Here is a 12,656-nt window from a genome sequence, read left to right as displayed (position 1 = left end):
TGAAGAAAACAGTATGAAAGATATTTAAATTATCTTGTTCAGACAGAAAAAATTATGAATTATGGAAAGAGGCTAAAAATATGCACTTAAAAGAAAAAATCGCAACTATTATTCAAGGTCAACGTACTGGTGTATTATCTACTGTACGTAACGATAAGCCACATAGTGCCTTTATGATGTTTTTCCACGAAGATTTTGTACTATATGTTGCAACAGATCGAAATTCAAAAAAGATAACAGATATCGAAAAAAATCCCAATGTACATGTACTACTTGGACGCGAAGGAAAGAAATTAGATGAAGATTACATTGAAGTTGAAGGTATAGCTTCCATCGAAGAAGATCAAACATTAAAAAACAAATTTTGGACTAATAGCTTAAAACGCTGGTTACTCGGTGCGGAAGACCCTAATTATGTACTAATAAAAATCAATCCCGATACAATTTATTACATCGATAGTGCCGGTACAACCAATCCTGAGTTTTTACGACTTTAAAATGAAAACAAGCCCTTTAAGCGGGCTTGTTTTGTCGAAAGGTTCTTCTGAAAAAAATAATAAAATAGGTGGAACTTTCTAAAGATTCTGTTATATAATAGCAGTAACTTAAATAAACTGTATTAAAACAGATTGAGGGGAGAAATAAAAATTGATGAAAAGAGAAGAACGAAAAAACATGATTGAGTTTATCGAAAAGAAAAAAGGGATTGAACGTGACGAATTATTATTTATGACGGATGATGAAGTAGAGCATATTTATAATGTAACGTACTTTTTATATGAAGAAATAGCAGAGTAGTATAATAAACCCCCACCTTATTAAAAATATAGGGCGGGGGTTTATTTCGTTATTTATACATGAGAATGATTTTCATGTATAATAATGTAAGATTGGAGGAATATCACTATGAGTTCATGGCTATTATTCGCACTATTATCAGCAATTGCTGCTGCCCTCGTATCTATTTTTGGAAAGATCGGCTTAGATGGAATCGATGCCAACGTCGCAACAACGATTCGCTCTATTATTATGGCATTATTTATGGTAGGAGTTATTATTATACAAGGTAAATTTCAAAATATCGGTGATGTACTCCTAAATAAAAAAGCACTGCTATTTATCACATTAAGTGGAATCGCTGGTGCTTCGTCATGGCTATTTTATTTTCTTGCATTAAAAACAGGAAAAGTTTCACAAGTAGCACCTATCGATAAATTAAGTGTAGTATTTTCCATTATTCTCGCGATGATTATATTAGGTGAAAAGTTAAACTTTATGACTGGTATTGGTGTAGTCTTTATTACAGCTGGTGTACTATTTATTGCTTTCAGCTAAAAAACCGCTATTATTAGCGGTTTTTTCTTTTCCTTATGTAAATCCACACAATCAATGTTACAATTGCCGAAACTAATAAGATCCATATTCCATAATGATGTAAACTATATTCAACAAAGCGCCACTTCTCTCCCAGTTTCCAACCTAGGCCAATAAAAACACTTATCCAAATTAGTGCACCACCGTAAGCATACAAACAAAAGCGCCACCATGTTAAATTTGAAACGCCAGCAAAATATGCTGTTAAATGACGTACTCCTGGTATAAAGTAGCCAATCATTAAAAGAAATGGACCGTATTTTTCAAATAAAATATGTGTTTTTTCAATATGATGTTCCTTAATTCTAACTTTCGGACCATATTTTTTTAAAACAGGGAGCCCAAGTTTTAAACCTAATATGTAACTTAATGTAATGCCAAGCATTGCCCCTGCCATTCCACTTAAAAAAGCAGCTGTTCCTGACATAACTCCTTTTGAAATGTTATAGCCAATAAAAGTCAATAAGAACTCATCCGGTATAGGTAATCCAACAATCCCGCCAGCTAGAGCTATAATAATTCCAAAATACCCATAGTGTGCGATTAGCTCACCAATATGTTGTTCCATTCGGAAGACACATCCTATACACGATCGTTATTCCATATTGTGCCCATTCTATCTTTAAGACAAACATGGTATACATATTCACTATACATTGTTTTTATAATGAACTCTACTTCTATTCCATTCCTTAAACAGAGATTTAATCAGTGGTTTTTTTATCCATCCCAACTAATTATTAGCCTGCACCAATCGGGATTAAAAAATAAAAATTCATAGGCTTATTTTTTTGTTACAATAAAGGAAAGTTAATTTTTGCAACGGTTTAACTCTCAGGAAAAATGATATATCTAGCAAAAACATAGTTTGGTCTATATAATGCAACTTCTACCTATTAGAGTAACATGCACCCTTTTACATACAACATCATTTTTCTAAATTATACAGGGGGAACGAACATGACCATTGAAAAACAATTTATCCAAAAGATTTACTATAAAACATTTTTAACAGAAGACTCTTCCATTCCGGTAGCGGAAGTACTCGGTGAAGCATATATAAATGAATCCAAAAATGAATTCTCCAACATATCTAATATTCGCTTCGCACAAGGTGAAGTTTATTTTCAAACTAACGACTTTGAAGCCGCTATATTCAAATGGGAGAAAGTAAATAATGAACTTGCTCTCTGGGCTATGAAGAATATTGCAGATGCTTATTTCGAATTAGATTTCTTGCCAAAAGCAGAAGAAATTTATACATCTATCCAAACAGAAGATACAACTCTTACGATGGAAGTTTCCCTACAACTTCTTTCTCTTTATATAGAGCAAAATCGTTTAGGACTAGCATTTAAGACGATTAGCGAAGCTGTTGCATTTCAACCAGACTATCCAAATATTACTGCAATCGCTCGATCGTTCTATGAAAAACAAGAAGATTGGAATAATGCTATTGAACTCGCTGTTCAAGAAGGAATTCGAACAAAGTCATTACACTGGTTCGATACTTTAATCAATTATGTGAACAGAGGCTTTACTAAAAAAATTAAACCTGAGTATTTCTATGAATCTTTAAAAGCCTTATATACAATTGATCAAGTTCAATTTAAAGGACTTGTTATTTCACTTTGGAACAGCTATGAAAATGAATCATTCCATCTACCTTGGATTCAAACAATAAATCACCTATTCTTACATATTGAAGTAGATGCTAATGACGATTGGAATGAAATTTCTACTCGCTATCAAGAGACGTACTTCGAATTGATTACTGGACAACATTTCATGCACGAATTACAAGGACTTGTACCAGATTTATTAACAAATTGGTTTAGTTTAATGAGAGCGGAAGATTCTTTACTTGTCTCCGCAGCAGTATTAGCATGGAATGAAGTTTCACCGACAACTCTAGAATCATTACTCGTAAAAAGCGCAGGTGCCTTACTTTCAAATGCATCAGCTCATGCAAATGTCGCTATGGCAGACGTATCAGCATTATTTGAAACGATTGCTGTATGGGCTGAGAAGAATGATGTAGATTTAGGTCATCAATTCACACTACTTGTTCGTGAGTTATACGATTTAACTGTTACACAACTTCTAGTAGCAGGAGCTAGCGATTATGATAAATCAGCCTTTATTAACTCTATACTAGGAGAAAATATATTAAATGAGGCTATAACAACTTCAATTACATTTAAAGATAATAGTCAAACTGAAATAACTGAGCTTACAGAGCTAGATATACGAAATATACCAAACTTTGACGAACTTCATAACATACTAGCGGTACCTTCTCAGTCAGAACTAGAAAGAAAATGTATTGAAGTTAAATTACCAAGTAGATTTTTACGAAAAAATAAGTTTTCATTCCTTGTCACACCTACTGTGCATGGACAACTTGACAAAAACAGCTCTCACTTTGAATACTTACAGGCAGCAGATAGTCTCATCTATGTACTAAATTCAGCTTCACCATTACATGATGAAGAGCTCGATACATTATTATATATTCGTAAGCAAGTACCAAATTTACAAATTCAATTCGTCTTACAAACAATTGATACGAATACTAGTGAAAATATCACGAACAGCATTAAAAAGAAAATACTCGTACATTTCCCAGAAGCACAATTTTTCCCTTACTCTCCTTCACAAGAGAGTAGTGAACAGCTAGGTAACGTAACAGACTCTATTCTTTCTAACCTTACTCAGCGTAACGTGGAAAAAGAACGCATTGAAAAATTATTATGGTTTATCCAAAAAACAATTGCATACCTTGTAAATGAACGTGTGGAATTAGAAAATACGTTAGTGAAATCCGTCCGCTGGAATAAACATATTTTAGTAAAACTTGATGGTTTTATTAATAATCTTACTGCCATTCAAAAAGATAAAATTCGTTCTATTACAGAATCTTATCTCTTAACGAAAGAAGAGATTACGCAGGATATACATTCTCAAATTCCTGAATTGTTGCAGAGTTGCTCTGATCTTGTTCAAGAAGATAGTGATTTCAAATTGGTCCATGAAGAACTAAATGTAGCAATGAATGAAAGAATTCAAAAACATGTACAGCAAGTGCTTCTTCCTAAATTTACTGGGTCTATTCAAGAATGGATTGAAACTGCTCATAATGAATTCATTCAAGCTCAGGCTTATTTAGATGAAATGGGCGATACCTTTAATAAACTCTATGAGGAAGAGCGTATTAAACTTCCTTGTGATTTCAAATTACTAGACGACTGGGATAGAGATGTTGCAAGAATGACGAATAGAATTACAGTAGCTAACATCAATATTTTATTACGCTTTACACCGACACAATTTTTCTTAAAGAGTGCAGGGAAATTATTCGGTAATATGCAAAAAAATCAATCTATGCTATCAAATAAATATAAACAATATATTGAAACAGAAGATTATACAGAAGTTGCTCAGATGATTTCAAAACAATTCTTCCTTCAATTTGAAGTATTTGAAGGTGCACTAGAACGTGATATCATGATGTTCTTTAAGGACCCTCTTAGCATATTGAAACAAACTGTAGAAGCAGCCCAACTTGAAATACAAGAAGATGAGCAAACTTTAACAAAGCTAAGAACGAACCCAGAAACTTATCATGATCCTTTAACACTCTTTAAATTGCAATTGTTACAACGAAAATTCATGTTAAATATCGACCAAAATAATGAACATATTGCTTCACAAGAAACAATAAATAAAACACCAACTGTTTAAATAAGAAAAACCAAGCAACTAATTCGCTTGGTTTTTCTTATTTCTAATTATCCATTTTCACATGTTCAAATGGATAATATATCGCCATGAGCTTTCCTAATACTTCTGTTCTATCAATGAGTCCTAAGCCGTTCCTACTATCCCTACTAACTAAACGATTATCTCCCATCACAAAAATTTTATTTTTAGGAATTGTAATCGGTCCAAAATCTTCAGTTAAATTGATAAGTAATTTTTCTGCCTGTTTTTTATTATTCTTTAAATACTCTTCGTTTTTCACTTGATGATTAACATATAATTGATCATTCTTCATCTCAATTACATCTCCTGGCAATCCAATAACCCTCTTCACGTAGAAATTATCTGTCTTCACGACAATAATATCCTCTCTCTCATAACTTTCAAATCTCTTTGCAAGTTTATTAATAATTACTTTATCTCCATCTTGTAACGTCGGCCTCATCGATGCGCCTTTTACAGTCGTAGGAAAAAACAAAAAGATTTTTGCCAAAAACACCAATAAGCATGCAATTGCAATTATTTCAAAGAATTCACGCAAACTCTTTTTCTTTTGCATCATTCCACCATCTCATCATCTTTTTATTTTTATTATAAGTACTCCGACTGGTGAATTTCCACAAAATTCTGAATTAAAACATTAGAATATTACAAATATAAAAATAATACCCCCTATAAATTTGCTATTCTTATATACTATATTTTTCATCTGCTAAGCAGGACCTTTTCTATGAAATTCATACTTATAAAATACTGTACAAATTAAACAAACAAATATAGTAGCATAGCAATAAAAAAGATACTCTCAAAATAGTCTATCAACTATTTTTGAGAGTATCTTTTTATAATCCTACATATACAATACACATCTGCGCTGCGACATATGTAAACCAAATCCAAAGTGGTTCATACTTCAGTTTGCGCCCTCCGATATCTGTCACGCCTATAATAAAATCAGAAATCACAAACAGTAAACCACCAAGTGCTGGCACCCACCATATTCCTATATTCTCGTAATATAAGGCGAATGCAAAACATGCCATTCCTCCAACCCACAAACCGTAAATTAGAGCCCCTATTGTAAAAAGTTTGTCTTGTTTTTCATTTCGAATAAAGAAAAACCACCCTATAATTAGAAAGAGTCCGTATACGAGTAAACCGATCCAAAAACCATTCCATGAAATACCTGTTTGTAAAAATGCTTTCACGTAGAAACAATGTGCAAGAGCGAAAGTAACCATTCCTCCAATTAATCGATGACCAATTGGAATTAATCCTGCCATAAATAAATCCCCTACAGTTGATAAAGTCATACCGAGTGCAACCCACGTACTGTACTCAACCGATGGATCTTGTAACCATATCCAAATTGCACTTCCTGTTAAAGAAAAACTAAGAATAAGACGAACCGCTAAAGGTAACGGCATATTATTTCTCGTTCTCTTCGTCTGTCCTATTGCATAAATTGCTCCCATTACAAAAAGAATAATTTGCCCGACTAACACAATGTAAAGTACATTCATAATATGTTCTCCTCAATAAATGCTTTTTCTATCTTTTTTTCGTTACATATAGCACGTTCTCCTTTTTCTATGTAAAAAAAGAAGAACAATGCTGTTCTTCCATTTTAATCGTTTTTCTGTTCTCTATGCTACTTGTTTTTCTTGCTCAACTTGCTTTTTAACCGGGTTACGATTTACTACAATAATTCCCGCTGCGACACATGCTAAACCAAATAGTACAAAGGAATGAATTGCTTCCCCTAAAATCAAACTTGATAGTAGCACACCAAACACTGGTATAAAGAACATATACATCGAGACTTTCCCTACTTTGTTATACTTCATAATTGTATTCCATATACAGAATCCCGCTGCTGATAAGAACGATAAATATATGAGCATAAGTATTGCATGTAGATTAAATGCGAATGGCATCATTCCAACTTGAAATGCACCTATACATAGCAACCCAATTGATCCGAAAATCATCTGATATGCTGTCATATACCCAATATCTAATGTTTTACTACCTTCTTTCGCTAATATGTTTCCATACGAATACATCATCGCTGCCCCAAGAAGTAATAAGCTACCTATTCCAAAATGAAATGATAAACTTCCATCACTCGGTACATTCACTAAAATCACACCGCAAAAACCGATAGCTACTCCAATTACTTTTCTCCTATTTAGAGCATCATCTTTATATAAAAAGTGTGCGAGTAAAATTTGAAAGAATGATGATGTTCCTGAAATAATCGCTCCTTCAATTCCTGAGCTGTAACTCATTCCAATATAAAAACATATATATTGAAGAAAAGTTTGAAATAAGCCAATTTGAACTAACTGCTTTCCTGTTCCTTTTTTGAACTTCATATCTCTTCCTAACGCTTTAAAAAATAATAAGAGCATTACACCAGATAAGAAAAAGCGATAGCCAGCAAATAATATTTGTTCCCCGACTTCTTGTGGCTGAATTCCAAGTTCAACATAGCTTAATTTAATAAAGGGAAATGCGCTTCCCCATAAAAATGTTGCTACTATTGCAGCAATAAACACGCCAATCGGATGGGTGAAAAATTTCTCTGTCTTCAACTTGATGTCTTCCTTTCCGACCTTTTTATGAACAATATTCATATATACCAAAGGAAATGCGAAAACACAAGTTTTCAGTTTATCCCGCTATTTACCGGGCAGTAAAACTCCCACCTCCAAATTCGGCTGGGGCAAAGAAGTTAGGTGGGAGCCGGGCTGCCCGTAAAAGCCCGATTGGTGAAGGCTAATAATCAGTGGGGGATGAACAAAACCCCCACTAATTAAAGTTTCACTTTATACTAAAACAAAAACATATCATCTAAGAAAAACATATGCTATACTATAGAATAATTACAACCTAATAACTATTAAAATCAGATTTAACAGAAATGCTGCTATCCATTATGGATGGCAGCTTTCGTCGTTTTATAGGGGTTTCGATTTTGATTCTTTTTCTCAATAAGAATTTGGAAGGAGCGAGTATTAATGAACGCAGAAGTAAAAACATTACAAGCACAAAAAGATATTTCTCATCCCTCTTTATGGGATACATTAAAGAAACATTATGAACTTATATTTGCAATCGCATCTGGTATTTTTATTTTAGTTGGCTGGTTATTCACAAAAAATGATGCAATAAGTGCAGGTATTACTTTCTATATCCTTGCTTATGTAATTGGAGGATTTGCAAAAGCGAAAGAAGGTATTGAAGACTCAATTGAAGAGAAAGAGCTAAATGTTGAAATGCTCATGATTTTTGCAGCTATCGGCGCCGCAGTTATCGGTTACTGGGCAGAAGGTGCTATTTTAATCTTCATCTTTGCATTAAGTGGAGCAATGGAATCTTATACATTAAGTAAAAGCCAAAAAGAAATTTCAGCGCTTCTTGATCTACAACCCGAAGAAGCATTACGTATTTCAAACGGAATTGAGGAACGTGTTCCAGTTGGACAATTACAAATTAACGATATTATTTTAATTAAGCCAGGTGAGCGCGTTCCTGCTGATGGCACAATTCATACTGGTGAAACAAATATTGATGAAGCTGCTATTACAGGAGAACCTATTCCGAATGAGAAAAAATTCGGCGATGAAGTATTTGCCGGCACTGTAAATTTACGTGGTGCTATTGAAGTTAAAATTACGAAGCCGAGCGATCAAACATTATTCCAAAAGATTATTCGTCTCGTTCAAAGTGCACAAAGCGAAAAATCACCATCACAACTATTCATCGAAAAATTTGAAGGAACATACGTAAAAGGTGTACTAATCGTTGTTGCGCTTATGATGTTTGTTCCTCATTTCTTACTTGATTGGAGTTGGAATGAAACGTTTTATCGCGCTATGATCTTACTTGTAGTCGCTTCTCCTTGTGCGCTAGTTGCAGCCATTACACCGGCAACTTTATCAGCAATTTCAAATGGAGCGAGAAACGGTATTCTCTTTAAAGGTGGTATTCATTTAGAATGTCTAGCTTCAGTAAAGGCGATTGCCTTTGATAAAACAGGAACATTAACACAAGGAAAACCTACTGTAACAGATGTATATGCTCGAGAAGGCATAGCAGAAAGTGAAGTACTTTCTATTACAGCAGCGATTGAAAGTCACTCTACACATCCTTTAGCAGAAGCGATTGTTAAATATGCAAAACATGCTTACGACATTACGATAAAAAAACCAGAAAACGTTGAAGATGTAACTGGTTTTGGATTAAAAGGAATATTAGAAAACAAAGCTTATAAAATTGGTAAAGCTGATTTTATCGGAGAAGAAATAAAAACATTCCATAATGGCATTTCTGCTTCACTTGAAAAAGAGGGGAAAACTGTCGTTTATATTAGTGATGAGGATGGTATTCTTGGACTAATCGCTTTAAAAGATACCCTTCGCCAAGAAACGATAGCGGCTATTCGTGATTTGCAAAGCATTGGTGTCGAAGCAATCATGATTACTGGTGATAATGAAGAAACAGCAAAAGCAATTGCCAATGAAAGTAATATAAAAGAATATTACGCATCATGTTTACCGGAAACAAAAGTTGAAACGATAAAGCAGTTAAAAGAAAAGTATGGCATAGTCGCCATGGTTGGAGACGGTATAAACGATGCACCTGCCCTTGCTACTGCTAGTATTGGTGTTGCAATGGGTGAAGGAACAGACGTAGCATTAGAGACTGCAGACGTTGTTCTTATGAAAAACGAATTATCTCGTCTCTCCCAAGCAATCCGTTTATCAAAACGAATGAACCGTATTGTGAAGCAAAACGTTATCTTCTCTTTAGCTGTCATTGCAATGCTAATTTGTTCAAATTTTTTACAGTTTTTAGCTCTTCCCTTCGGTGTTATTGGACATGAAGGAAGTACCATTCTTGTCATTTTGAATGGCTTACGATTATTAAAAGGAAATAAATAACGGGTCCCTGATGAAGGACCCGTTTTTTTAATGGTAGCTATTATGACCGTTCGCACTGCTGCTCGTTTTATGCTTTGGATGCGAACTACTCTTTTGTTTATTGTTACTTTTATTATTATGGTTCTTTTTATTATTACTCATGAAATATCCCCCCTGTTCCCTTTTATTATGGAACAAGAGCTCATTTTTCATTACGGGAATTATTGTCACCCGTTCTATAATGATGGAGTAAACCATTAATTTCACCACCAAGTAAAATCACCCACGCAGTTAAGTAAAACCATAACATTAAAATAATGATACCACCGAGACCACCATATGTATTAGCGTAATTTGCAAATTTATCTACATAATAGGCAAATGAGTACGATACCAAAATCCACCCTACAGTAGCAAATAAAGCCCCCGATATGACTTCTCTTCGCTTTAATTTCCGATCAGGTGCAAACGTATATAAAAAGCTAAACAAAGCGACCAAAACGAAGAAACTCGCTACTAAACGTACAATACTCCACACATAAGCAAAACTATCCGATAAACCAATTGCTTTAAACACTGCTGCACCAATTACTTGTCCGAATACTGGAACAATTAGCGCAAAGACAATCATAAAAATAATAGCTAATGTAAACACAATTGATAAAGCTCTTGTTTTAATAAAGGAGCGTGTTTCTGTTACATCATAAGCACGGTTAAAAGCATTCATAATCGCATTTACTCCATTAGAAGCAAACCATAACATCGATAGTAAACCGAATGATAATAAACCACCATTTTGTTCGTTTACAACTTTATCTACGTTTACTTCAATTAAGTTCATCGCATCTTCTGGTACGTACGGTTCTAATAAATTGAGCACACTTTCTGTTTGAAGGTCAATAAAGCCAAGAAGCGTAATTAAGAAAACAAGCCCAGGAAAAATCGCAAGCAAGAAGAAATAAGCGAGCTGTGCTGCTAAGCCCGCTACATCATCGCGCATCGTCCGGTCATATAAATCTTTCCCAAACGAAAAAGTGCGATTTCTTCTCACCTTTTCTAAAATTTTTCTCATATATGTTTAAACGCTTTTCTTCTCTTCTTTATCTTGCTTTAACTCAATGTACGCTTCAGTTTTTTTTTCCTCTGCATTTGAGTCTTTCATAAATAATTCACGCGCTTCTTTCATACCGCCATCTTCAGCAACTACCGGCTCTTCTTCTGCTTTAAGCTCATCTACCTTTGGAGATACAGCTTGAATTTCAATCGTTTCTGGCTTTTCTTCTCGCTCAACTTTTCTCTTACTAAAAATTTCTTTCGTTTCTTTTAACGTTTCTACAACAGACGGCGTCAATTTTTTAATTTCTGCTACTTTCGCTTTCACTACATTGAAATCAGCAAGTTCGCGTCCTTTATCTGTAACAGTTTGCACTTTTTCTTTTATCTTCGCATTTTCACCAATTTCAATCATCTTTGTTTTTGCTTTTTCTGCCGTGTTTTTTACTTTTTCACGGTTTTCTTTCTTTAACATAGATACAGCTACCCCTGCAGCTACACCAATCGCAATGTTTCGAGCAATATTATTTTTCTTTGCCATATTCCTTCACCCTTTCATTTCTTATATTAGAAAGTATTACTTTCTAAGCTTCCTCATATTCCTTGTTCATTTCGAATGAAAGCTAATAGCTTTACACACCCTTCTGTTACAAGGTCATACACTTCTTGGAAGTTCCCTGTAAAGTAAGGGTCAGGAACATCTGTCCAGCCACCATCTGGAACAAAATCGGACAGTCTACCAATATAGCCTCCAGTTTTACCAAAACTTTTTAAATCTGCTATATTCTTGTTGTCCATGGCAATAATATAATCAAACTTTGTTAAGTCTTCTTTTTCTACTTGCCGTGCTTTAATTCCTTCAAAAGCGACTTCATTTTCTTTTAAAATTTTTTGTGTTCCTTTATGTGGTGGATGACCAATATGCCAATCTCCAGTTCCTGCAGAATCAATGACAATTTTCTCTTCGAGTCCCTCTTTTACGACAAGATCTCGAAAAATTGCTTCTGCCATTGGAGAACGACAAATGTTCCCAAGACAAACAAACAATACTCGGACCATATTTTTGTTTCTTCCCTTCTTGGTGCATTTATTACCATATACTTATATAGTATAAACAACCAATTATTAAATATAAAGGAAATCCCTACTAATTTAATAGGATTGAAAAGTTTCATTAACGAAAATGATAAAAAAATGTTAAGATAACCTTATGTTATTTTAAAGGGGGACACTTCGGTGGATTTATCCGTAAAATCAGAAGCAAACGTTGAATATATGGTAGAAGCTATTAAAGAAAAATTACGCATGGTTAATGCTGGAGCAATGAGAGCTGCTAGTTTTAACGCAGAAATGTACGAGGACTTACGTGACATTTATGAGCATGTTATGAAACGTGAAACATTCAGTATTAGTGAAATGCAAGCTATTACTGAGGAATTAGGTACATTAATTAAAAAATAACAAAGAGCCTCACGTATTCGAGGCTCTTTTAATTTCAACAAATTCATGACAACTCTTCTCTTTTCCTCATCACATTCT

The 12,656-nt window shown here is 34.1% G+C and carries 13 protein-coding genes; 6 read left to right on the top strand and 7 right to left on the bottom strand.

Going from position 1 to position 12,656, the window contains the following annotated elements; translation table 11 throughout:
* Positions 1–80 precede the first annotated feature (80 nt).
* The 3 genes from ACFWDE_RS07410 (at position 81) to ACFWDE_RS07400 (ending at position 1,335) form a co-directional block, all read left to right on the top strand.
* Positions 81–497, top strand: a complete 417-nt coding sequence (locus tag ACFWDE_RS07410) for a pyridoxamine 5'-phosphate oxidase family protein (protein ID WP_377891173.1) — start codon at positions 81–83, stop codon at positions 495–497.
* A gap of 154 nt (positions 498–651) precedes the next feature.
* Positions 652–798, top strand: coding sequence for a BH0509 family protein (locus ACFWDE_RS07405; RefSeq protein ID WP_000817786.1), 147 nt, complete (start codon positions 652–654; stop codon positions 796–798).
* Positions 799–906: 108 nt separating this feature from the next.
* Complete coding sequence (locus tag ACFWDE_RS07400; protein ID WP_002115869.1) at positions 907–1,335, top strand: EamA family transporter; 429 nt, start codon at positions 907–909, stop codon at positions 1,333–1,335.
* Positions 1,336–1,348: 13 nt separating this feature from the next.
* Here the strand turns inward: ACFWDE_RS07400 and ACFWDE_RS07395 are convergent, their stop codons facing one another.
* A complete protein-coding gene (locus tag ACFWDE_RS07395; protein WP_377891171.1) occupies positions 1,349–1,942 on the bottom strand; it encodes a DedA family protein in 594 nt (197 codons plus the stop codon).
* Positions 1,943–2,334: 392 nt separating this feature from the next.
* Here ACFWDE_RS07395 and ACFWDE_RS07390 point away from each other — a divergent pair, with 392 nt between their 5' ends.
* A complete protein-coding gene (locus ACFWDE_RS07390) occupies positions 2,335–5,118 on the top strand; it encodes a tetratricopeptide repeat protein (RefSeq protein ID WP_377891169.1) in 2,784 nt (927 codons plus the stop codon).
* 43 nt (positions 5,119–5,161) lie between these two features.
* Here the strand turns inward: ACFWDE_RS07390 and lepB are convergent, their stop codons facing one another.
* The 3 genes from lepB to ACFWDE_RS07375 form a co-directional block, all read right to left on the bottom strand.
* Positions 5,162–5,698: a signal peptidase I gene (gene lepB, locus ACFWDE_RS07385; protein ID WP_377891167.1), complete on the bottom strand. Its 537-nt coding sequence runs from the start codon at positions 5,696–5,698 to the stop codon at positions 5,162–5,164.
* Between the two features lie 280 nt (positions 5,699–5,978).
* A complete protein-coding gene (locus tag ACFWDE_RS07380) occupies positions 5,979–6,659 on the bottom strand; it encodes a lysoplasmalogenase (RefSeq protein ID WP_002151659.1) in 681 nt (226 codons plus the stop codon).
* Positions 6,660–6,782: 123 nt separating this feature from the next.
* Entirely contained in the window at positions 6,783–7,733 is a 951-nt protein-coding gene (locus ACFWDE_RS07375) for a DMT family transporter (protein WP_377891164.1), read from the bottom strand.
* Positions 7,734–8,159: 426 nt separating this feature from the next.
* Between ACFWDE_RS07375 and ACFWDE_RS07370 the strand changes: the two genes are divergently transcribed.
* Positions 8,160–10,085 (top strand): heavy metal translocating P-type ATPase, encoded by a 1,926-nt coding sequence (locus tag ACFWDE_RS07370; RefSeq protein ID WP_377891162.1) that lies wholly within the window; start codon positions 8,160–8,162, stop codon positions 10,083–10,085.
* A gap of 181 nt (positions 10,086–10,266) precedes the next feature.
* Here ACFWDE_RS07370 and ACFWDE_RS07365 read toward each other — a convergent pair whose 3' ends face one another.
* The 3 genes from ACFWDE_RS07365 to ACFWDE_RS07355 are packed head-to-tail and all read right to left on the bottom strand — an operon-like array spanning position 10,267 to position 12,176.
* Positions 10,267–11,136, bottom strand: coding sequence for a YihY/virulence factor BrkB family protein (locus ACFWDE_RS07365; RefSeq protein ID WP_377891159.1), 870 nt, complete (start codon positions 11,134–11,136; stop codon positions 10,267–10,269).
* A 6-nt stretch (positions 11,137–11,142) separates the two neighbouring features.
* Entirely contained in the window at positions 11,143–11,658 is a 516-nt protein-coding gene (locus ACFWDE_RS07360) for a DUF4075 domain-containing protein (RefSeq protein ID WP_002010240.1), read from the bottom strand.
* Positions 11,659–11,711: 53 nt separating this feature from the next.
* Positions 11,712–12,176 carry a low molecular weight protein-tyrosine-phosphatase gene (locus tag ACFWDE_RS07355; protein ID WP_377891157.1) on the bottom strand — a complete coding sequence of 155 codons (465 nt, stop codon included), beginning with the start codon at positions 12,174–12,176 and terminating at the stop codon, positions 11,712–11,714.
* Positions 12,177–12,353: 177 nt separating this feature from the next.
* Between ACFWDE_RS07355 and ACFWDE_RS07350 the strand changes: the two genes are divergently transcribed.
* Positions 12,354–12,578: a DUF1128 domain-containing protein gene (locus ACFWDE_RS07350; RefSeq protein WP_002113714.1), complete on the top strand. Its 225-nt coding sequence runs from the start codon at positions 12,354–12,356 to the stop codon at positions 12,576–12,578.
* The last annotated feature ends 78 nt before the right edge of the window (positions 12,579–12,656 follow it).

Source organism: Bacillus sp. NPDC060175, assembly GCF_042728695.1.
Taxonomy (GTDB): Bacteria; Bacillota; Bacilli; order Bacillales; family Bacillaceae_G; genus Bacillus_A.
This window is presented reverse-complemented; position numbering and strand designations above follow the sequence as displayed.